This window comes from Haemophilus sp. SZY H8, from assembly GCF_018829755.1.
GTDB lineage: Bacteria > Pseudomonadota > Gammaproteobacteria > Enterobacterales > Pasteurellaceae > Haemophilus > Haemophilus haemolyticus_K.
Genome location: NZ_JAHKJY010000003.1, coordinates 303,607 through 325,247 on the forward strand (window position 1 = coordinate 303,607; position 21,641 = coordinate 325,247).

A 21,641-nucleotide genomic window follows, 5' to 3' on the forward strand; every position below is an offset into this window, starting at 1 on the left:
CCCATCTTTAAGAATTTGATGGGGATAAGAAGATTAAAGGGTTATAAAACCGTCATATACATGGGTCGCTTCGCCAGTCATATAAAGTGGATAACCAACGCCATCCCATTCAATGATTAATGAACCGCCTGGCAAATCGACTTGAACTCGATTATTCAATAAACCTTGCATTATTCCAACTGCAACAGCTGCACAAGCTCCACTGCCACAGGCTTGCGTTTCTCCAGCACCACGTTCATAAACTCTAAGTTTAATATGCTCTTTATTGATGATTTGCATAAAACCAGCATTGACCCGTTCGGGAAAGCGTTCGTGGCTTTCTAGCAAAGGACCAAGTTGTTCAACATTTGCGGTTTGAATATCATCTACTTGTACAACACAATGAGGATTGCCCATTGAAACGGCACCACATAAGACGGTTTGAATGTCCGTGCGCAGAATGTAATTTTTCTCGAATTTATTTGCGGTAAATGGAATTTTTGCTGGCTCCCAAATAGGTTCGCCCATATTCACACGAATTTGGTTATCGTCTTTTACCGTTAGAACCATATTACCTTTTTGCGTGCTAACCGCGATGTCTTTTTTGTTAGTCAATCCTTTTAATGTCACAAAACGAGCAAAACAGCGGGCACCATTTCCGCATTGCGAAACTTCACTTCCATCGGCATTGAAAATACGATAATGAAAATCGAGTTCAGGATCATAAGGTGGCTCAACAAGCAAAAGCTGATCAAAACCAATTCCACGGTGGCGATCAGCTAAGCGTTGAATGGTTTCTGACGTAAAAAAAACATTTTGAGTAACACCATCAACCACAACAAAATCGTTGCCTAATCCGTGCATTTTGGAAAACTGCATTTTTCCATCCTTTATTTAAATTCAAGATTGATTGCATTATAGAGAGCGGTAAAAAGAATGGCAAATTCAGAATTTTAAACTAAGAAAAGTGCGGTAAAACACAGGAAATTTTTACCGCACTTGATTCGCTAATTTACTCAGATTACATCCAAGCATTATTGCGAATGATCCCTACTGCAATGCCTTCAATCTCAAAGTTTTCTTGTTCTTCAAGATTTACTACGATTGGATCAAATTCTTCATTTTCTGCGTGTAGATAAATGATAGAACCTTTTTTCTCAAGGCGTTTTACCGTCACTTCATCTTCAATACGGGCAACGACAATTTGTCCATTACGTACATCCTTGGTGCTATGTACAGCTAATAAATCACCATCTAAGATACCAATGTCTTTCATGGATTGGCCATAAACTTTGAGTAAGAAATCGGCTTGTGGTTTAAACATATCGGCATCTACGCGATAAGTTGCTTCGATATGTTGTTCTGCAAGAATAGGCTCTCCAGCCGCTACGCGCCCTACGAGTGGTAAACCATCAAATTCTTCATTTGCGCTATTGTCTAAAATTCGGATACCGCGAGATGCGCCTGGAATAATTTCAATGGCACCTTTGCGTGAAAGTGCTTTTAAATGTTCTTCTGCAGCATTGGGGGATTTAAAGCCCAATTCTCGAGAGATTTCGGCTCGTGTTGGTGGCATGCCTGTTGTTTCTAAATGACGTTTTAATAAATCCAACACTTCTTGTTGGCGTGCTGTTAATGGTCTCATATACACTCCTGTTTTTAAATACAGATAACTGGTATTGTATACAGATTGTGTGAAGTTGCAATAGTTATTTTTTAAATCTGTGTATTAGGTCACATTCTTCCAGCAAATTTTTTAAAGCGGTTGAGATCGGATGTGTTAAAATATTCCGAATTTACAACAAAGAGAAAATTTATCATGGCAAATTTTGTAAATATGTATCGTCAATTATTGAGCTTGCCTCTGTCAGTATTAGTGAAAAATAATCCAATTCCAGCCAATCCGATAGAAGAGCTTTCCCTCAATATTCACCAACCTGTTGTTTATGTTTTGCCTTATACTTCTCAAACCGATTTCGTTATTTTCCGTCGAAATTGTTTGGCGTTAGGTTTACCTGATCCTGCTGAGAAAAATGAAATTGATGGTGTGAAGTTGCCTCGTTATGTGTATTTAGATGAGGGACGCCGCATTTTTAAATCGAAAGGTGCGAAAGATGAAACCACCACGATCTTCAATAAATACCTCGAATTACACCGCACTTCTGAGAGTTTAGATGTGCAACTTATTCCAGTTTCCGTTCTTTGGGGGCGTTCTCCTGGGCATGAAGATAAATCCGGCTTGCCTAACTTGCGTTTGTTAAATGGCATGCAAAAAACTTTTGCTGCTATTTGGTTTGGACGTGATACTTTTGTACGTTTTTCTCAAGCTGTTTCATTACGTTATATGGTGAATGAGTATGGCTCCGATGAAAAAATTGCGCAGAAGCTGGCTCGAGTTGCAAAAATGCATTTTGCCAAACAGCGTATTTCGGCAACAGGCCCTCGTTTACCGAATCGCCAAGCTATGTTTAATAAATTATTGCAATCAGAAGCGATTCAGCATGCGATTGAAGATGAAGCAAAATCGAAAAATATCAGTATTGAAAAAGCGCAAAAAGAAGCACATAAGATTTTGGATGAAATCGCAGCAGATGTAAGTCATTCAAGTTTACGAGCTGCGGATCGTTTTTTACGTTGGCTTTGGAATAAACTTTATTCTGGTATTGATGTGCAAAATGCAGATCGCGTACGTAAATTAGCACTCGAAGGTCATGAGATTGTTTATGTGCCTTGCCACCGTAGCCACATTGACTATTTATTACTTTCTTATGTGCTTTATCATCAAGGGCTTGTTCCGCCGCATATCGCAGCAGGAATTAATTTAAATTTCTGGCCTGTGGGTAGAATGTTCCGCAGTTGGGGCGCATTCTTTATTCGCCGCACTTTTAAAGGAAATAGATTATATTCTGCAATCTTCCGCGAATATTTATCAGAGTTATTCCACCGTGGTTATTCGGTAGAATATTTTATTGAGGGTGGTCGTTCGCGCACTGGCCGTTTACTTGCACCAAAAACAGGCATGATGTCGATGACACTTCAAGCGTTGCAACATAATCAAACTCGTCCAATTTCTGTTGTTCCAGTTTATGTGGGCTATGAGCATGTATTAGAGGTAGATACTTACGCAAAAGAATTACGTGGTGCGGTGAAAGAAAAAGAAAATGCAGGTTTGGTTATTCGAGTAATAAAAAAATTACGCAATCTTGGTCAAGGTTTTGTGAATTTTGGTGAGCCAATTACACTTTCAAACTACTTGAGTCAACACTTCCCTGATTGGAAAGAGCAAAATCACGAAGAAAAACCACAATGGTTTGCTCCAGCAGTTGATTCTGTATCAAAACAAGTGATGGTGAACATTAATAAAGCTGCCGCGGTGAATGCAATGAATTTAGTTGGGACGGCATTGTTGTCTTCTCGTCAGCGTGCTCTTTCTCGTGAGCAACTTTTAGAACAACTGGCGAGTTACCAACAATTACTACAAAACGTGCCTTATTCTACAGATGTTGTATTGCCAACGGCTACGCCTGAAATGATGTTAAACCATGTATTAACGCTTGATCGTGTTGGCGTGTTAGTCGAAAAAGATAACTTTGGGGAAATTGTGCGTTTAGAACGTGCATCAGCCGTCTTGATGACTTACTATCGCAATAATATTCAACACTTATTTGTATTGCCATCTTTAGTTGCAAGCATCATTTTGCATTATGAGGCGATTCAAAAAGATTTATTAGTGGAAGCGGTTGGTAAGATTTATCCATTCTTAAAAGGCGAGCTATTCTTGCACTTTAGTGAAGAAGAGTTAAAAACTCAAATTCACCAAATTATTGATGAATTTGCGCGCCAACAGGTGATTAACTCTAATGATAATTTCTTATCTATCAATAAATCGAAAGTACGTATTTTACAACTTTGGTCCGCGGGAATGCGTGAAATCTTGCAACGTTATTACATCACAGTGACAATTTTGCAAAAACAATCAGATATTTCACGTGCAGAACTGGAGAAAGAAAGCCAACTCGTTGCACAACGTTTATCTGTATTGCATGGTATTAACGCGCCGGAATTCTTTGATAAAGCCGTCTTCTCTATGTTCATTGCTAATTTGAAAGAGCAAGGTTATTTTGATGAATCAGGCAATGGCAATCTTGAGAAAATAGAATATTTGGCTTCAACGCTTTCTCATTTAATTTCAACCGAAATTTGCCTCACTGTAAAAGGCACGGTGGCTAAAGTTGAAGATAACTAAATATTACCATGTTACAAAGTGCGGTGAATATTCACCGCATTTTTTATTATCAATCCGATAAATAAAAATGTGATAGAGATCACATTTTTCATGTTTTTCAATTGTATTTTATTTTACGTGGGTGTATAACTCTGCCAATGATGAGAGAGAGATTTTGTCGTATCGTTGAGCTATCAGTAGTCGTCTTAATTTAGCACTTCCTTAAACCTCCCTTTCTATATTCTCAATAACGAATCAATGTGTTTTTACATATTGTTTGTTGTCATTTCTACAAATTTATTCCAAATAATTTAATGAAAAAGGACTGTTTTTATGAAATATGAACTTTTAAAACGTACTGCAATTGCGTTATTTGTTGGTGGTATTGTTTCTACTTATGCTATGGCAGAAGATAAAGCTGTTGACGATGCTCTAGCAGCTCTTGGTAAAGCTATTAACGCAAATGCTACAAAACAAACTGAAGCAACTGAAGCAGTGAAATCAGAACTCACTAAAAAAATTGAAGAACAAGATAAGAAAATTAACGACAATACTACGGCTATATTTGGTGATGATGACGATCCTGAGAATCCAGGATTACTAAATACTGTAGATAAGCATACAGATGCTATATATGGTACTAAGGAAGATCCTGATTCTGGATTAATTAATGTCGTTAATAAACATTCAGATGCGATTGCTGGAGTAACTGTAAACTCTTACAATAACACATTAACTTTAAGTGGTTTTAAAGATGGCGATGATTTATATGATATAGATCCTGAAACAGGAAAAGTGACTAAAAAAACAGCTACAGCGAAAGATGTTGAGGCGGATCCTTTAAAAGGAAAAGGGGTAATTAACTCCATTAACGATATAACCTCTGATGTCGATGATTTAGAGAAGGAAGTTATTAAGACTGTTGGGACAGTTAACGACCATACAAAGGTTCTAGATGGTGATGGAACTGATGCGAATCCTGGATTAGTAAGTAAGGTTAATAATCTTGAGGATGATGTATATGGTGATGGAACTGATGCAAATCCTGGATTAGTAGGTGTTGTTGATAATCATGCAGAGGCTATATATGGTGATGGAACTGATGCGAATCCTGGATTAATGAAGGTAGTTAGTAAACAGACAGAAGCCATTAATGAATTAAAAGCTTATAATCATTTAGATGATGTTAAAGCTCTTGTTGAAAACAAAGCAGATAAAACAGATGTATATACTAAGACTGAAAGCGACAGCAAACTAAATGCTAAAGCGGATAAGCAAGCATTAGAAGACCTTAAAGAAGAGGTTAAAGATAACGAAGAAGGAATCGGTGCATTATCAGGGGTCGTTAATGAACTTGGTAAGGATGTCGGGAATTTAACTGAAGAACACCGTGACTTAGAAGGTAAACATAATAAATTAGCTGAAGGTGTTAAAGAATTTACTGAAACTTATAATAAATTTGCTGATAATACAAATGCAGAACTGGACAAAAAAGCAGATGCTGATGATGTAGAAGATGCTTTATCTAGAAAGGCAAATGTATCAGATGTATATACTAAGGCTGAAAGCAACAGCAAACTAGATGCTAAAGCAAATGTAGCTGACGTATATAGTAAAACTGAAACCGATAATAAATTTGCATTAAAAGCCAATAGTTCAGTGGTTAGTGCTCACGCAGTAGATATTAATAAGCTACGTACAGACGTTAACACCCATACAAAACGCCTTGATCACTTAGATAACCGTGTTAATAAACTTGATAAAGATCTTAAACGTGGTCTTGCTGCTCAAGCTGCTTTAACAGGTTTATTCCAACCATATACTGTGGGTAAAGCAAACTTTACAGCAGCTGTTGGGGGTTATAAATCTCAAACTGCAGTAGCGATTGGTACTGGTTATCGTTATAACCAAAACATTGCGACTAAAGCAGGGGTTGCATTTACACAAGGTGGCGGCGTAACTTATAACGCTGGTGTAAACTTTGAATGGTAAATAAATATTACCTATAAGGGCAGACATTGTGTCTGTCCTTTTTTCTTTATTAAACAATAATATTGGCGTTAATAGACTGGTTAGAAATAAATTAAGACAGAATCTTATTATAAGTAAAAAAACACTAAAGATTTTCACCGCACTTTTAAGTAAAATAGCGCAATTTTCTAAAGAGATAATAAATATGAAAGCCAAATTAGCTAGTTTACTTGCGCAAGCAAATATAAAAATAAGTGATCAACAAATTCAGCAGCTGATTGATCTGGTCAATTTACTCAATAAATGGAATAAAGCCTATAATTTAACATCTGTTCGTGATCCACAAGAAATGTTAGTCAAACATATCTTAGATAGTCTTGTTGTAAGCCCTTATTTACAAGGCGATCGTTTCATCGATGTCGGCACAGGCCCCGGCTTGCCAGGTTTACCTTTAGCAATTATTAATCCTTACAAACAATTTGTTCTCCTTGATAGTTTAGGCAAACGTATTAGTTTTATTCGAAATGCTATACGTGAGCTTGGGCTCACTAATGTAATCCCTGTTTTAAGTCGAGTAGAAGAATACCAACCTGAAGATAAATTTGATGGTGTATTAAGTCGCGCTTTTGCTTCGTTAAAAGATATGACTGATTGGTGCCATCATTTACCCAAAGAAAACGGTCATTTTTATGCATTAAAAGGTATTTATCAGGAAGATGAAATTAATGAATTGAATAAAAAATACACTATTCAAGAAGTGATTGAACTACATGTTCCTGAACTTATAGGTGAGCGACATTTAATCGTTTTGCGTTAAAAAGTAACAAATAGATAAATTATTTTCTAAAAGTGTGATTTATATAACACTTTTTATGTGTTTTTAAGTTGAATCTAAATCCAGCAAAGGTATAATCGGCGAGCTAAAATTATTTTGTAAAAGTGATGTCGCGCATTTTATCTCACGCTAAAAAAAACTACAGAAAAGCTATTGTTATTGAGAGTCTTTTGCTTGTAGTTTTTTATTTGCTTATTTATGGATGGCAACGCCAAAGTGCGGTAGATTTTAGCTACGGTTTTTTAAGTGCCTTTTTGCCTTTTTGTACATTCATATTTATCATTTTTTACAGAAAACAAAATTTTTCAACAAAACTGACCGCACTTTATCGTGCTGAAGCAATAAAGTTTATTTTAACGATGGTTTTTATCATTATTGCCATCAAATGGTTATTAGTTATCAATTTTATTGCGTTTTTTGTTGGTTTTTTATTGGCGTTAGTGCTGAATAATGTTATTCCACTTATTCTCAATAAAATTTAACTTTGGGTTATTCTTCTTCAGAACAAAGGATCGATTATGTCTGGACAAACTTCAATTGAATATATCCAACACCATTTAACTTATCTTACAACAGGTGAAGGTTTTTGGACGTTTAATCTTGATACGTTTTTCTTCTCTGTGTTGTGCGGTTTCCTTTTCTTAGCTATTTTTCACAAGGTGGCTAAAAAAGCAACAACAGGTGTGCCGAGTAAACTACAATGTGCTGTTGAAATGGCTGTAGAATGGATTGATGGTGTGGTAAAAGAAAATTATCACGGTAAACGAGATGTGATAGCGCCGTTGGCTTTAACTATTTTCGTATGGGTGATGATTATGAATACTATTGATTTGGTACCTGTGGATTATATTCCCCGGTTGTTTGCTATTATTACAGGCGATCATCATATTCCTGTACGAGCCGTGCCGACTACGGATATGAATATGACATTTGCAATGTCGATTTCAGTATTTGTATTAATCCTTTTTTATACGATTAAATCTAAGGGTATTAAAGGTCTCGCAAAAGAATACACTTTACACCCTTTTAATCATTGGGCATTTATCCCTGTTAATCTTCTTCTTGAATCCGTGACGTTGATCTCAAAGCCTGTTTCATTAGCACTTCGTTTATTCGGAAATATGTATGCTGGTGAGCTGATCTTTATTTTGATTGCCGTGATGTATTCAGCCAATGCGTTTGTGGCTGCACTGGGTGTGCCATTGCAGTTGGTGTGGGCGATTTTCCATATTTTGGTTATCGCATTACAAGCCTTCGTCTTTATGATGCTTACTGTGGTTTACCTGAGTATTGCATATAATAAAGCGGAACATTAATTTTTATTTTTTATTTAACAACTCAACTCTCAACAACGGAGAAAATTTATGGAAACTGTAATTAGTGCAACAATCATTGCTTCTGCGATTATGCTTGCTTTTGCTGCGTTAGGTACTGCGATTGGCTTTGGTCTTCTTGGCGGTAAATACCTTGAGTCTGCCGCTCGTCAGCCTGAATTAGCTAATTCACTACTTACTAAGATGTTTATTGTTGCAGGTCTTCTTGATGCGATTGCGATGATCGCTGTAGGTATCGGTTTATATTTCGCATTCGCAAATCCATTTGCTGCATTATTAGGTTAATAAACAACAAATTTCCTAATTAACGAAGGAGGTATGTTGTGAATATTAATGCAACATTAATTGGTCAAACCATCGCCTTTATTATTTTTGTATGGTTCTGTGTGAAGTTTGTTTGGCCACCAATTATTAATGCGATTGAAACACGTCAAAGCCAAATTGCGAACGCTTTAGCGTCAGCTGAAGCAGCTAAAAAAGAGCAAGCAGATACGAAAAATCTTGTTGAACAAGAACTTTCAGCTGCAAAAGTACAAGCTCAAGAAATTTTAGATGCTGCGAATAAACGTCGCAATGAAGTATTAGACGAAGTGAAGGCAGAAGCCGAAGAACTAAAAGCAAAAATTATTGCTCAAGGTTATGCAGAAGTAGAAGCTGAACGTAAACGTGTTCAAGAAGAATTACGTCTTAAAGTGGCTTCATTGGCAGTGGCTGGTGCTGAGAAAATTGTGGGTCGTTCTATTGATGAAGCGGCAAACAATGACATTATTGATAAATTAGTTGCAGAGTTATAAGAGGCTTAGCTTATGTCAGAATTAACTACAATAGCTCGCCCTTATGCAAAAGCTGCATTCGACTTTGCCATTGAACAAAGTGCGGTCGAAAAATGGACTGAAATGTTAGGTTTTGCTGCAGCCGTAGCTGAAGATGAAACGGTAAAAGCTTACTTAAGTAGTTCTCTTTCTGCACAGAAATTAGCTGATACAGTAATTTCTATTTGTGGCGAACAATTGGATCAATATGGGCAAAATCTTATTCGGTTAATGGCTGAAAATAAGCGTTTGAGTGCTATTCCTGCAGTGTTTGAAGAATTTAAACATCACGTAGAGGAGCACCAAGCTATTGCAGAAGTTGAAGTAACGTCTGCGCAACCATTGAATGCAACACAAATCGAAAAAATTGCAGCTGCAATGGAAAAAAGATTAGCTCGCAAAGTGAAATTAAATTGCAACGTGGATAACGCACTTATTGCTGGTGTGATTGTTCGTACTGAAGACTTTGTGATTGACGGAAGTAGCCGTGGGCAACTTACTCGTCTCGCAAACGAGTTGCAATTATAAGAGGAATACAAGATGCAACTAAATTCAACTGAAATTAGTGAATTGATTAAAAAACGCATCGCTCAATTCGACGTGGTCAGTGAAGCCCGTAATACAGGGACAATTGTTTCTGTAAGCGATGGCATTATTCGCATCCACGGTTTAAGCGATGTGATGCAAGGTGAAATGATCGCCTTACCAGGTAATCGTTATGCGATGGCACTTAACCTTGAACGCGATTCTGTTGGTGCTGTAGTTATGGGACCTTACGCAGATTTAGCGGAAGGTATGGAAGTTCAATGTACAGGTCGTATCCTTGAAGTACCAGTTGGTCGTGGTTTATTAGGTCGTGTAGTTAATACGCTTGGTCAACCAATTGATGGTAAAGGCGAAATTGAAAATGATGGTTTCTCACCAGTAGAAGTGATTGCGCCAGGCGTTATCGATCGTCGTTCTGTTGATCAACCTGTTCAAACTGGTTACAAAGCCGTTGACTCAATGGTGCCAATCGGTCGTGGTCAACGTGAATTAATCATCGGTGACCGTCAAACGGGTAAAACTGCGTTAGCAATTGACGCTATTATTAACCAACGTAATTCTGGTATTAAATGTATCTATGTTGCGATTGGTCAAAAAGCCTCTACTATTGCAAACGTTGTGCGTAAATTAGAAGAACATGGTGCACTTGCAAATACTATCGTGGTAGCCGCATCAGCATCTGAATCAGCAGCGTTACAATATTTAGCACCTTATGCTGGTTGTGCGATGGGTGAATATTTCCGTGATCGCGGCGAAGATGCATTAATTGTTTATGATGATTTATCAAAACAAGCCGTAGCTTATCGTCAAATTTCATTATTATTACGTCGTCCACCAGGTCGTGAAGCCTATCCAGGTGATGTGTTCTATTTACATTCTCGTTTACTAGAACGTGCTTCTCGTGTAAACGAAGATTACGTAGAAAAATTCACTAAAGGTGAAGTGAAAGGAAAAACAGGTTCTTTAACCGCACTTCCTATTATTGAAACCCAAGCTGGTGACGTATCTGCGTTTGTTCCAACCAACGTAATTTCTATTACCGATGGTCAGATCTTCTTAGAATCTAACTTGTTTAACTCAGGTATTCGTCCTGCGGTAAACCCAGGTATTTCGGTATCTCGTGTGGGTGGTTCAGCGCAAACTAAAGTTATTAAAAAATTAGCGGGTGGTATTCGTACCGCGCTAGCTCAATATCGTGAATTAGCAGCGTTTGCACAGTTTGCATCAGATCTTGATGATGCGACTCGTAAGCAACTTTCTCACGGTGAAAAAGTAACTGAATTATTAAAACAAAAACAATTTGCTCCATTATCTGTTGCAGAACAAGCGGTTGTATTGTTTGCTGTTGAATTTGGTTATTTGGATGACGTGGAATTATCAAAAATTGCAAGTTTTGAGACCGCACTTTTAGATTATTCTAACCGTAATCACGCTGAGTTTATGCAAGAGCTTACTAAAACCGGTAACTATAATGACGAAATCAAAGATACATTAAAAGGTATTTTAGATAGTTTTAAAGCGAATAGTGCTTGGTAGTAACGGAGAGATAAGATGGCAGGTGCAAAAGAGATAAAAACCAAAATTGCCAGTGTACAAAGTACACAAAAAATTACTAAGGCAATGGAAATGGTGGCGACCTCGAAAATGCGTAAAACGCAGGATCGTATGGCTGCATCTCGTCCGTATTCTGAAACTATCCGTAACGTTATTAGTCATGTGTCTAAAGCAAGTGTCGGTTATAAACATCCGTTCTTAGTTGAGCGTGAAGTGAAGAAAATCGGTATCTTGGTTATTTCAACAGATCGTGGTATGTGTGGTGGTTTAAATGTTAATTTATTCAAAACCACACTTAACCAAATCAAAAATTGGAAAGAACAAAATATCTCTACAGATTTGGGCTTAATAGGTTCAAAAGGGATTAGTTTTTTCCGTTCCTTTGGATTTAATATCAAAGGTCAACTTTCTGGTTTAGGCGATACGCCCGCTCTAGAAGAATTAATTGGTGTCGCAAATACAATGTTTGATGCTTATCGTAATGGTGAAATTGATGCAGTTTATATTGCATACAATAAATTTGTTAATACGATGTCTCAAAAACCTGTTGTACAACAATTAGTTCCTTTACCAGAATCTAAAGACGATCATTTAAATGAAAGACAACAGACTTGGGATTATCTTTATGAACCAGAACCAAAAGTACTATTAGATAGCCTTTTAGTTCGTTATTTAGAATCCCAAATTTATCAAGCGGTTGTAGATAATTTAGCTTCAGAACAAGCGGCTCGAATGGTAGCAATGAAAGCAGCAACTGATAATGCAGGTAATTTAATTAATGATCTGCGGTTGGTGTATAACAAAGCTCGTCAAGCAAGTATCACAAATGAATTGAATGAAATCGTAGCCGGTGCGGCAGCGATTTAAGAAAAGAGGAACGGTAATGTCAGCAGGAAAAATTGTACAAATCATCGGTGCGGTGATTGACGTTGAATTTCCACAAGATGCAGTGCCAAAAGTTTACGATGCATTAAAAGTTGAATCAGGTTTAACACTTGAGGTGCAACAACAATTAGGTGGCGGTGTGGTACGTTGTATCGCATTAGGTGCTTCTGATGGTTTAAAACGTGGTTTAAAAGTAGAAAACACGAATGAGCCGATTCAAGTACCGGTAGGCACAAAAACCCTTGGTCGTATTATGAATGTATTGGGTGAACCAATTGACGAACAAGGTCCAATCGGTGAAGAAGAGCGTTGGGCTATCCACCGTTCTGCACCAAGCTATGAAGAACAATCAAACAGTACGGAATTATTAGAAACTGGTATCAAAGTTATCGACTTAATTTGTCCATTTGCTAAAGGTGGTAAAGTTGGTTTATTCGGTGGTGCGGGTGTAGGTAAAACCGTTAACATGATGGAATTAATCCGTAACATCGCGATCGAGCACTCTGGTTACTCTGTATTTGCGGGTGTAGGTGAACGTACTCGAGAAGGTAACGACTTCTATCATGAAATGAAAGATTCTAACGTATTAGATAAAGTATCTTTGGTTTATGGTCAGATGAATGAGCCACCAGGTAACCGTTTACGTGTTGCGTTAACTGGTTTAACCATGGCAGAAAAATTCCGTGATGAAGGTCGTGATGTATTATTCTTCGTGGATAATATCTATCGTTATACCCTTGCTGGTACTGAGGTGTCTGCGTTATTAGGTCGTATGCCATCAGCAGTAGGTTACCAACCAACCTTAGCGGAAGAAATGGGTGTATTACAAGAACGTATTACTTCAACCAAAACAGGTTCTATTACCTCTGTACAAGCGGTATACGTACCTGCGGATGACTTAACTGACCCATCTCCGGCAACAACCTTTGCGCACTTAGACTCAACTGTTGTATTAAGTCGTCAAATTGCATCTTTAGGTATCTACCCTGCGGTTGACCCATTAGATTCAACTTCACGTCAGTTAGACCCTCTTGTTGTTGGCCAAGAACATTATGATATTGCTCGTGGTGTACAAGGTATTTTACAACGTTATAAAGAATTGAAAGATATTATCGCAATTCTTGGTATGGACGAATTATCTGAAGAAGATAAATTAGTGGTAGCACGTGCACGTAAAATTGAACGTTTCTTATCACAACCGTTCTTCGTTGCTGAAGTATTTAATGGTACTCCAGGTAAATATGTTCCATTAAAAGAAACTATTCGCGGCTTTAAAGGTATTTTAAGCGGTGATTACGACCATATCCCAGAACAAGCGTTCTATATGGTAGGTTCAATCGACGAAGCGCTAGAAAAAGCCAAAAATATGTAATCACTTCAAGTCATTTGAAGGAGAACAAAAATGGCGACATTTAATTTAACAATAGTAAGCGCAGAGCGAAAAATCTTTGAAGGTGAAGTAAAACAGATCCAAGCAACAGGTGTTGAGGGGGAATTAGGAATTCTCCCTGGACACACACCATTGCTAACGGCAATTAAACCAGGGATTGTTAAATTTACCCTTCAAGATGGAAATGAAGAAGTTATCTATGTTTCCGGTGGTTTTTTAGAGGTTCAACCAAATATTGTTACGGTACTAGCAGATGTTGCTATCCGTGGTAGTGAATTGGATGCTGATCGTATTCGCGAAGCAAAACGTAAAGCTGAAGAGAACATTGTATCTCATGTATCAGATGTAGATCATGATTTACTGGTTGCGAAACTTTCTAAAGAGTTAGCAAAACTTCGAGCTTATGAATTGACTGAAAAACTCTTGAAAACAAGACGGTAATAAAAAGTGCGGTAAATTTTCACCGCACTTTTTATATCCAATAATATATCCTTTAAACATACCTTTCTATATCAACTGTTGACTACTCTATTCACTTATTATAGCCACTCTATACTATATTATTTTCCGAAATAGCTTTGACCAACTTTTCTATATTAGATTAAAATATACGCCTTTTTAAATTTTATCCTTAAGGAAGAAAAATGGAAGAATCTTCGGAATTAGAAAAGCTCCCGAAAATGATAACTGGAGTCCTAAAAATAGTGTTAAGTTCTGCATTAATTGCATTAGCAATTGTACTAATTATTGCTTTGGGTAAAATAACTTATACCTTAGCAATGATGGTTTTAAATACATCAAGCTTTGTACCCTATGATGTAGCTGAACAAGCTGTAATGTTTTTCTTATATTTCGGGTTTATAGGATTAATAGTTCAATATTTTAAAAGTGGCTATCATTTTCCATTGCGCTATTTTATATACGCAGGGATTACAGCAATGTTACGACTCATTATTGTAAATCATGAAAGCTCAGTTGATACCTTATTATTTGCTGGTTCAATTCTTGTTATGGTTATTGCGCTTTGCCTTGTTTTATATTCTAACAGACTTAAAAATCTATAAAGATATAAAAATCCAAAGCATAATAAAACGCACTTCATTGAAGTGCGTTTTATCTATTATAATCAGTATTTATTCTAATTTGCTTTTGAAAGCTAATCTCCATTTTTTGGCATATTTTCCTCATTTTTTTCAAGAGGAATATTGTCTATAGCCATTACGGATTTTAAACTATCTTGTCGTACTTGTTCTGCAAGGACTTTATCACCAGACTGTTCAAAAACGTAAGAAGCCATCATCAAATCATTTGATTCTAATTGATTAGGGCAAGCAATCACCTTTTTAAAAACTTCAGCAGCTTGGGAAAATTCGTTATTACGAACATATAAATAGCCCAACGCTCGATTAATACAACATTTTTCTACATCACCAGCATGTTTAGCTCGTTTTGCTACAAGTTTAATTAACTTGCTGTTATCTTCCGGCTGTAAACGTGTAATTTGAGTGCAAAGCGCTTTACCAATTGGTGTGTTGTCACCAATTTTTTTCAAGATTTCAAGGGTAAATTCTGCTGCAGACTCATGATCATTACAATCAATTAAACGTTGAATTAAGCCTACTTTTAAATCAACATTATTACGGCGACGACGAGGTAGCTCATCCCACCATGCAAGTAATCCATCAACGCCTTCCTCATTCATCTTTTCATCAAGTAGGCCATTTTCTGTTTGCGTACGAAGTTCTTGAAACTCTTCTGTGCTAAATAAACCACTATTTTCTACACTGTCTAAAATCTCATCAAGCGCTTGATAAGCTTTAGAGCGCAAATAAATATCCACAGCAAGTTTTAATACTTCTTTATTACGGTTAGACATTTCAAGCAGGCTATCTACTGAACTACGCGCTGCTGGTAATTTATTTTGTTGTAATAAAATCCGTGTCCGAGCGATTTCAACCAATAAATTATCAGAACCCGCTAACTCTGTTGCCTCAATTAAATAACGATTTGCACTAAATTCATCACCGCGTTGTTGTGCAGCTTCAGCTGCTTTGATTAGATTTAATACTGGCTCAGCAGAGTGTTTGGCATTTTTACCAATCAATTTTTCTGCTTTTGCATAATCTCCCTCATTCATTTTAACCAAACCTTCAAGGGTTTGTTTTTGTGCTCTAACACGTTTACGGCGTGAAAACCAGTTGTAAGATCCTCTACTTAAACGTAAAAATCGGGTAATAATCCACTCCAATCCATAAATGATTGCTAACGCGATAACAAAAAAGATGACTAGCGTTGTAATAGACATTTCAATAATATTGTTAGCCGTTTCAATACGGACATAACCTTGCTGACCAGAAAGATAAGGTCCACCCACAAGTCCTGCAAGCAGCGCTATCATTAGAAAAAGCACTCTAAACATAGGCTCTCCTTATTGTTGATGCTCGGCTTTTGCCGGTTTATCTTCAGATTTTTGCATTGTATCCTCTACTTTCGGCATACTTTCAACCGCTTTATCTGTCTCAATTTCTACTTTTTGTACATCTAATGGTAAGCGATTAAGATATTTATCAAGCAATGTTAAACTTGCCAATTGTTCTGGAACATCCACATAAATAGACAGTTCTGACAATTCATCCACAGATTTTAAGAAATTCTGCGTAGTTTCAGAATTTGTATCAAAATAGCTACGAACCCAAGACGACACAGCATCTAAAGATTGTTTATAAAGCTCATCCTGTTGACGAGGTACAGCCATAATAGCAAGTTGTAAACGTAAACGAATATTTTCACGAAGATAAATATCTTGATTCGGTGCTAATAATTCTTTCTTATTTGCACTTTGTTTTGGCGAAATACGAATAAAATGATTTAAGAAAGAAGTAGCACTTTTTTCAACATTTTGTTGCCAATCCTCGATACTATCGGATAATTTATTATTATTTTCAGGGGTATCATCAAAATTTACATTAAGCACTTGCAACTCATCAACTGTGTTGGCAAGCTGTGAAAGTTTTTGCATCACTGAATTTTGATCCACACTAGAAAGAGAAAGTAATTTCTTCAAATCTTGGTTAATCGCATTACGAACAGAATTAGCTTGAGTATTATTAATTTTAACTAGCGTTTCATCAGCTAATTTCAATAAAGAAATAGCTGTATCAACGTCATTATCTAAAATAAGTTTACGTAGTGCGTTATTCAATAAAAAATCGACTTCAGAGAATAACCAATCATTTGGTTGTTGTGCACTTGCAAGTTGACCCACTTGTTTTATTTGTGCCTGTAAAGTAGTAATTTCTTCCGTTTTACTTTTATTAAATTCTTCTAATTGAATTACCTTTTCCTGCATGGCTTTTAAACCACTTTCCAATTGGCTTACTTGCTCATTTTTCTCATTTGAAGTAACACGAGAGGCTGACTCTCCGACTTGGTTTTCAAGAACAATTAACTTTTTCTGAAAGTCTGTAACTTGTTGTTGGCCAATATAATAACCAGCACCGCCAACACCAAGCGCAATTAAAATAGCTAACAAACTTAATGCTGTACCATTCTTTTTAACTATTGTTTGTTGAAGAACCGGCTGTTCAGCAGATTGTTCCGCTTCCGTTTTTTCTACTACTATTTCAGGGGTATCGCTGACTTGTTCAGTGATATCATTTGATTGATTCTTTGCCATATCAATTCCTTAATGAGTCTTAAGTAAGGTATTTAATAAACTTGTGTTATCTGCTTTAGGAGAAATGACGACATTAGCCCAACCAGCTTCTTTCGTAAAATTAGCAATACGTTGGCTTACAGTAATCAGTGTGCATTGTTTTAACCATGCCTGATCATTTTCAGGCACAAATGTTAATAGGAATTGAACGATGTCTAAGCTTGTCGCCACAATAGTATTTACACCTAAACGCTTACAAATATTTATTTTTTCTTCTGCATCATAAAGAAGAGGCTCCCGACGATAACATTCAACATAGCTTACCAATGCTCCACGTAATTCCGCTTGTTTGCGGAAAAAATCTCGACCATTATTAGCTCGTAATATTAAAATTTGTTTGCCTTGCAAAAATTGCATTTCGGGTAACTCTAACAAACCTTCACTGCTTTCAGAACGAATAGGGTAACGCACATTGCGCTCGCTTTGACAAGAAAAATACTGTGCGGTTCGTTCTCCAACTGTAAAGAAATGTAAATCTTTTCTCCAAATATTATTTGTTTTTTTTAATATTTTATCTGCAAAATCCACCGCACTTTTAGAAACCAAGAACACATAATCACCAGCATTGAGTTGATTTAATCTAGTGGGTAAATTAACAAGCTCATAGCCTTCTTCTAGAGTAAATAAAGGCAAATGAAGTGCTGCCACACCTGATTGACTTAACATATCAACCAATTGCCTACCACGTTCGTCAGGGCGAGTTACTAAGACAGCCATTACTTCCCCCTATTATGCATAAATTCTTGCTAAAATTTTATCAGCACCTTGAGCTAATAACTGTTTAGCCAAAGTACGGCCTAATTCTTCTGCATTTTCTACCGCACTTTTGCCTTCTGCTCGAAGAATCAACGAACCATCCACATCACCCACTAATGCACGTAAATAAATTTCATCTCCCTGTAACACAGCATACCCCCCAATTGGTACCTGACATCCACCTTGTAATGCAGTATTCATCGCACGTTCAGCCAAAACACATACTGTTGTTTCTTCATCAGCTAGCGGCGCTAATAAATCTTTCACGACTATATCATCCGTTCGGCATTCTATTCCTACAGCACCTTGTCCTGCAGCCGGCAATGACTGTTCTACTTCAATAAAAGAAGCAATTCTAGATGCTAAACCTAAACGAATTAAACCTGCAGAAGCCAAAATAATGGCATCGTATTCACCAGTATCAAGTTTACTCAAACGCGTACCCACATTTCCACGTAAAGAACGAATATCTAAATCTGGTCGAAGCTGTTTTAACTGGCATTGACGACGTAAGCTAGATGTTCCTACAATCGCGCCCCGTGGTAATTCAGATAAAGAACAGTAAGAATTTGAAACAAAAGCATCTCGTGGATCTTCGCGTTTACAAATCACACTTAAGCCTAAACCTTCAGGAAAAGTCATTGGTACATCTTTCATTGAATGTACAGCTATATCTGCTCGCTTCTCCAATAATGCATGCTCTAGTTCTTTCACAAATAAACCTTTACCCCCAATTTTTGCTAAAGGTGAATCTAAAATCACATCACCTTTTGTCACCATAGGCACAAGTTCAACTGTTAAATGGGAATGAAGTTGCTCTAAGCGCTCTTTCACAAAATTTGCTTGCCATAAAGCTAAAGGACTTTGACGCGTTGCGATTTTTACAATTCGAGATTGGGTCATAATTGATTCAATTTACATAATAAAACTGCCAATTATCCTATCACTGTTAGGAAAAAAAGTCATTTTGATTGTACTGTGATGATGATTAGTAAAATAAAGCTCAACTTAATTTTTTGATCTCGATCACAAAATAAAAATAATTATCAAAAATATATACAAAATAAAAATTCATTATTTATAATAATTATCATTTATATAACTTAAGGAAATCATAAATGAAACAACATAAATTAACCCCTTATGCTCTGTTGCTGATTACTGCTGGCATGTCTGTTACGAGTTATGCTTTGGCTGAGGAGCAATTGTCTGAAATTAAGGTTACGGATGAAATATCATCTCCACGTAAAACACAATCCGCTGTGATTCATAAAAATGAAAAAACAATTCAAAAAGAGATGATCCGTGATACTCGAGATTTGGTTCGTTATACAACTGATGTTGGTATCAGTGATAATGGTAGATTCTTAAAAGGTTTCTCTATTCGTGGGGTAGAAAATAATCGTGTAGGAATTAGTATTGATGGTGTTAATTTACCAGATAGCGAAGAAAATTCACTTTATGCTCGTTATGGTAATTTTAATAGCTCAAGATTATCTATTGATTCAGAATTAGTTCGTGAAATTGATATTGTTCGTGGCTCAGATTCTTTTAATCAAGGTAGTGGTTACCTTGGTGGTGGAGTAAATTATCGGACATTGGAAGCAGGGGATTTTTTACTGCCAAATAAAAATTATGGTGTCCTTTTACGTAATGGCTACGCAAGCAAAAATCGAGAATGGTTCCATACAATGGGATTGGGCTATATAGGAGAGAAAGTAGATTTAACGTTGCTTTACTCTTATCGTAATGGACACGAAATGAAAAGTGCTGGCAGTGGAGAGTTGGTTAGAGGGCAAAATAGACAAACACCAGATCCCTCAAAACATTGGAATAATAGTTATTTAGCTAAAATTGGTTATCAATTAAATGATGAGAATAGAATTAATTTTTCTATTTCAGGACAGAAGTCAAGTCGTTACACCGACGAGTATTCATATAATCTATTGAATTCTTATCGTGAGTCTGATGATTCTCAAAAAATATATACAATAAATACTAATTATCAATATTTACCTAAATCAGGATTATTTACATTAATAAGAGCGGATTTTGATTATCAACAAACTAATTTAGGTTCTGTTAATCATAAAGGGGATTATGTTTATTCTTCTTGGAGAAATGAAAAAGATTTATCTAAGAATCCAGCAACAGAAGTAGATGATCGTCAAACAAAAACAAAATATAAAAGAGTATCTTTACGATTAGATACGAAATCTTTTGATTTGTTTGGTGATCATAGATTCTCATTCCAATCTTTTGTTAGTGAGAAAAATTTCCAAAATGTGAATTATGATACTGATATTGATTTAACTAGAAACACTAGAAAAACTAATATTTATACAATCCAAAACCCAGTGAAAACTACCCAATATGGTGTTTCTTTGCTAGATAACGTGACATTTAATGATATATTTTCAGCTAATGTTGGTATTCGTTATGATCATACAAAGATGGAACCTTTAGATTATAATGTTCCATATAGAAATCCTCAATTCCAACCTAAAAAACCAGAAAAAGCTAAATTTAACGATTGGACAGGGTTAATTGGATTAAATGGTCAAATTAATGAAGCCTGGAAATTAAGTTATTTGTTGAGCACTGGATATCGTTTGCCAAGTGCATCCGAAATGTTTTTTACCTATGAGAATATTTATGGTAATTGGGCTGCTAATCCAGATTTAAAAACAGAACGTAGCTTAAGTCAAAGTTTAACGTTACAAGGTCGTGGTGAGAAAGGGGATTTAGATGTAACGATTTATCACACTCGTTATCGCAATTTCTTGTATGAACAAGAAACAGAGAAAGAAGTTCCGAATAAATATTATGACGAGTATAGTTGTTATAATGATCCTAAATTTTGTAATCCGACAATTCCTGAGTTATATCAACAAATGGTTAATCTTGACAGAGCAAAAATTTCAGGCATTGAGTTTAAAGGATCGTTAAACTTACATTCTCTGTATCAAAAAATACCTGATGGCTTTAAGTTATTTGGTGCTCTAGGTTACAGTAAAGGTTCTTTGTCTAATGGAGAAAGTTTACAATCAATTCAACCAATAAAAACAATTTTTGGTTTAGATTATGAATCTCCTAATAAAGTATGGGGTATCTTTTCAAGATTTACGTATTTAGGTGCTAAAAAAGACAAAGATGCTAAAATCCAAGAAGTAAAACATGAATGTTTACGCCCAACTAGAGATTGGTATGGTGATCTGGATGGAGGATGTGAACAAGGAGCTGACATAAGCTATAATCTTATTAAACCTTATCGCTGGTTAAATGGTTCTGCTTTTGTTGTAGATCTATTTGGTTATTATAAACCAGTAGAAAATGTAACATTACGTGCTGGTGTGTATAACTTACTTGACCGTAAATACCATACGTGGGATAGCTTACGTGGTATAAATCGTCGTTCAACAACAAATGGATTAAACTGGGATACAGGCTATGGTCTTGAACGTTTCTATCAACCAGGTCGTAACTTCTCAGCTTCTGTAGAAATTCGATTCTAATTAATTTGTAGGGTGTGTGAATCGTTTTCCATTCACACACATAAATAATCTGAGTGCATGGATTGTGCTAACTTCCATTCCCTACATATAAAGTACGCATAATTCTATGCGTACTTCTTTTTAT

Annotated in this window: 20 protein-coding genes; 14 read left to right on the forward strand and 6 right to left on the reverse strand. The window is 36.3% G+C overall.

Annotated elements, in window-relative coordinates; genetic code table 11:
• Positions 1-33: 33 nt before the first annotated feature.
• Together dapF and lexA are read right to left on the reverse strand one after the other, a co-directional pair.
• Entirely contained in the window at positions 34-858 is an 825-nt protein-coding gene (dapF, locus tag KKW16_RS06880; RefSeq protein ID WP_065249818.1) for a diaminopimelate epimerase, read from the reverse strand.
• A 142-nt stretch (positions 859-1,000) separates the two neighbouring features.
• Positions 1,001-1,624 (reverse strand): transcriptional repressor LexA, encoded by a 624-nt coding sequence (gene lexA / locus KKW16_RS06885; protein ID WP_005632942.1) that lies wholly within the window; start codon positions 1,622-1,624, stop codon positions 1,001-1,003.
• A 174-nt stretch (positions 1,625-1,798) separates the two neighbouring features.
• On the opposite strand from lexA, the gene plsB reads away from it, so the two are divergent.
• The 13 genes from plsB (at position 1,799) to psiE (ending at position 14,595) form a co-directional block, all read left to right on the forward strand.
• Positions 1,799-4,225 (forward strand): glycerol-3-phosphate 1-O-acyltransferase PlsB, encoded by a 2,427-nt coding sequence (gene plsB, locus KKW16_RS06890; protein ID WP_215768110.1) that lies wholly within the window; start codon positions 1,799-1,801, stop codon positions 4,223-4,225.
• A 312-nt stretch (positions 4,226-4,537) separates the two neighbouring features.
• Positions 4,538-6,196, forward strand: coding sequence for a YadA C-terminal domain-containing protein (locus KKW16_RS09000; protein WP_252347878.1), 1,659 nt, complete (start codon positions 4,538-4,540; stop codon positions 6,194-6,196).
• Positions 6,197-6,380: 184 nt separating this feature from the next.
• On the forward strand, positions 6,381-6,992 hold the full coding sequence (gene rsmG / locus KKW16_RS06900) for a 16S rRNA (guanine(527)-N(7))-methyltransferase RsmG (RefSeq protein WP_215768111.1): 612 nt from the start codon (positions 6,381-6,383) through the stop codon (positions 6,990-6,992).
• Positions 6,993-7,117: 125 nt separating this feature from the next.
• Positions 7,118-7,492, forward strand: coding sequence for an ATP synthase subunit I (locus KKW16_RS06905; RefSeq protein ID WP_215768112.1), 375 nt, complete (start codon positions 7,118-7,120; stop codon positions 7,490-7,492).
• A gap of 36 nt (positions 7,493-7,528) precedes the next feature.
• Positions 7,529-8,326: a F0F1 ATP synthase subunit A gene (gene atpB, locus KKW16_RS06910; RefSeq protein ID WP_215768113.1), complete on the forward strand. Its 798-nt coding sequence runs from the start codon at positions 7,529-7,531 to the stop codon at positions 8,324-8,326.
• Between the two features lie 48 nt (positions 8,327-8,374).
• Complete coding sequence (gene atpE, locus KKW16_RS06915; protein ID WP_005632219.1) at positions 8,375-8,629, forward strand: F0F1 ATP synthase subunit C; 255 nt, start codon at positions 8,375-8,377, stop codon at positions 8,627-8,629.
• Between the two features lie 38 nt (positions 8,630-8,667).
• Entirely contained in the window at positions 8,668-9,138 is a 471-nt protein-coding gene (atpF, locus tag KKW16_RS06920; protein ID WP_046949257.1) for a F0F1 ATP synthase subunit B, read from the forward strand.
• 12 nt (positions 9,139-9,150) lie between these two features.
• Positions 9,151-9,684 (forward strand): F0F1 ATP synthase subunit delta, encoded by a 534-nt coding sequence (gene atpH, locus KKW16_RS06925; protein WP_005642563.1) that lies wholly within the window; start codon positions 9,151-9,153, stop codon positions 9,682-9,684.
• Between the two features lie 12 nt (positions 9,685-9,696).
• Complete coding sequence (gene atpA / locus KKW16_RS06930) at positions 9,697-11,238, forward strand: F0F1 ATP synthase subunit alpha (protein ID WP_005629241.1); 1,542 nt, start codon at positions 9,697-9,699, stop codon at positions 11,236-11,238.
• A 15-nt stretch (positions 11,239-11,253) separates the two neighbouring features.
• Positions 11,254-12,123, forward strand: coding sequence for a F0F1 ATP synthase subunit gamma (gene atpG, locus KKW16_RS06935; RefSeq protein ID WP_005632226.1), 870 nt, complete (start codon positions 11,254-11,256; stop codon positions 12,121-12,123).
• A gap of 16 nt (positions 12,124-12,139) precedes the next feature.
• The gene (atpD, locus tag KKW16_RS06940; protein WP_048953132.1) at positions 12,140-13,513 is read left to right on the forward strand and encodes a F0F1 ATP synthase subunit beta; all 1,374 of its coding nucleotides are present in this window, start codon (positions 12,140-12,142) and stop codon (positions 13,511-13,513) included.
• Between the two features lie 30 nt (positions 13,514-13,543).
• The gene (locus KKW16_RS06945; RefSeq protein ID WP_215768114.1) at positions 13,544-13,972 is read left to right on the forward strand and encodes a F0F1 ATP synthase subunit epsilon; all 429 of its coding nucleotides are present in this window, start codon (positions 13,544-13,546) and stop codon (positions 13,970-13,972) included.
• Between the two features lie 203 nt (positions 13,973-14,175).
• Entirely contained in the window at positions 14,176-14,595 is a 420-nt protein-coding gene (gene psiE, locus KKW16_RS06950) for a phosphate-starvation-inducible protein PsiE (protein WP_065265661.1), read from the forward strand.
• A gap of 92 nt (positions 14,596-14,687) precedes the next feature.
• Here psiE and KKW16_RS06955 read toward each other — a convergent pair whose 3' ends face one another.
• The 4 genes from KKW16_RS06955 to hemC are packed head-to-tail and all read right to left on the reverse strand — an operon-like array spanning position 14,688 to position 18,905.
• The gene (locus KKW16_RS06955; RefSeq protein ID WP_140524280.1) at positions 14,688-15,950 is read right to left on the reverse strand and encodes a heme biosynthesis protein HemY; all 1,263 of its coding nucleotides are present in this window, start codon (positions 15,948-15,950) and stop codon (positions 14,688-14,690) included.
• Positions 15,951-15,959: 9 nt separating this feature from the next.
• The gene (locus KKW16_RS06960) at positions 15,960-17,207 is read right to left on the reverse strand and encodes a uroporphyrinogen-III C-methyltransferase (protein WP_140524278.1); all 1,248 of its coding nucleotides are present in this window, start codon (positions 17,205-17,207) and stop codon (positions 15,960-15,962) included.
• A gap of 9 nt (positions 17,208-17,216) precedes the next feature.
• Complete coding sequence (locus tag KKW16_RS06965; RefSeq protein ID WP_140524276.1) at positions 17,217-17,963, reverse strand: uroporphyrinogen-III synthase; 747 nt, start codon at positions 17,961-17,963, stop codon at positions 17,217-17,219.
• A gap of 12 nt (positions 17,964-17,975) precedes the next feature.
• Complete coding sequence (gene hemC, locus KKW16_RS06970; protein WP_140524274.1) at positions 17,976-18,905, reverse strand: hydroxymethylbilane synthase; 930 nt, start codon at positions 18,903-18,905, stop codon at positions 17,976-17,978.
• A 215-nt stretch (positions 18,906-19,120) separates the two neighbouring features.
• Between hemC and KKW16_RS06975 the strand changes: the two genes are divergently transcribed.
• The gene (locus KKW16_RS06975; RefSeq protein ID WP_048953139.1) at positions 19,121-21,517 is read left to right on the forward strand and encodes a TonB-dependent hemoglobin/transferrin/lactoferrin family receptor; all 2,397 of its coding nucleotides are present in this window, start codon (positions 19,121-19,123) and stop codon (positions 21,515-21,517) included.
• The last annotated feature ends 124 nt before the right edge of the window (positions 21,518-21,641 follow it).

Excerpts from the sequence above, each read along its gene's own strand:
- dapF (WP_065249818.1), bottom strand. The coding sequence starts at position 858 with ATGCAGTTTTCCAAAATGCACGGATTAGGCAACGATTTTGTTGTGGTT.
- lexA (WP_005632942.1), bottom strand. The coding sequence starts at position 1,624 with ATGAGACCATTAACAGCACGCCAACAAGAAGTGTTGGATTTATTAAAA.
- plsB (WP_215768110.1), top strand. The coding sequence starts at position 1,799 with ATGGCAAATTTTGTAAATATGTATCGTCAATTATTGAGCTTGCCTCTG.
- KKW16_RS09000 (WP_252347878.1), top strand. The coding sequence starts at position 4,538 with ATGAAATATGAACTTTTAAAACGTACTGCAATTGCGTTATTTGTTGGT.
- rsmG (WP_215768111.1), top strand. The coding sequence starts at position 6,381 with ATGAAAGCCAAATTAGCTAGTTTACTTGCGCAAGCAAATATAAAAATA.
- KKW16_RS06905 (WP_215768112.1), top strand. The coding sequence starts at position 7,118 with ATGTCGCGCATTTTATCTCACGCTAAAAAAAACTACAGAAAAGCTATT.
- atpB (WP_215768113.1), top strand. The coding sequence starts at position 7,529 with ATGTCTGGACAAACTTCAATTGAATATATCCAACACCATTTAACTTAT.
- atpE (WP_005632219.1), top strand. The coding sequence starts at position 8,375 with ATGGAAACTGTAATTAGTGCAACAATCATTGCTTCTGCGATTATGCTT.
- atpH (WP_005642563.1), top strand. The coding sequence starts at position 9,151 with ATGTCAGAATTAACTACAATAGCTCGCCCTTATGCAAAAGCTGCATTC.
- atpA (WP_005629241.1), top strand. The coding sequence starts at position 9,697 with ATGCAACTAAATTCAACTGAAATTAGTGAATTGATTAAAAAACGCATC.
- atpG (WP_005632226.1), top strand. The coding sequence starts at position 11,254 with ATGGCAGGTGCAAAAGAGATAAAAACCAAAATTGCCAGTGTACAAAGT.
- atpD (WP_048953132.1), top strand. The coding sequence starts at position 12,140 with ATGTCAGCAGGAAAAATTGTACAAATCATCGGTGCGGTGATTGACGTT.
- KKW16_RS06945 (WP_215768114.1), top strand. The coding sequence starts at position 13,544 with ATGGCGACATTTAATTTAACAATAGTAAGCGCAGAGCGAAAAATCTTT.
- psiE (WP_065265661.1), top strand. The coding sequence starts at position 14,176 with ATGGAAGAATCTTCGGAATTAGAAAAGCTCCCGAAAATGATAACTGGA.
- KKW16_RS06955 (WP_140524280.1), bottom strand. The coding sequence starts at position 15,950 with ATGTTTAGAGTGCTTTTTCTAATGATAGCGCTGCTTGCAGGACTTGTG.
- KKW16_RS06960 (WP_140524278.1), bottom strand. The coding sequence starts at position 17,207 with ATGGCAAAGAATCAATCAAATGATATCACTGAACAAGTCAGCGATACC.
- KKW16_RS06965 (WP_140524276.1), bottom strand. The coding sequence starts at position 17,963 with ATGGCTGTCTTAGTAACTCGCCCTGACGAACGTGGTAGGCAATTGGTT.
- hemC (WP_140524274.1), bottom strand. The coding sequence starts at position 18,905 with ATGACCCAATCTCGAATTGTAAAAATCGCAACGCGTCAAAGTCCTTTA.
- KKW16_RS06975 (WP_048953139.1), top strand. The coding sequence starts at position 19,121 with ATGAAACAACATAAATTAACCCCTTATGCTCTGTTGCTGATTACTGCT.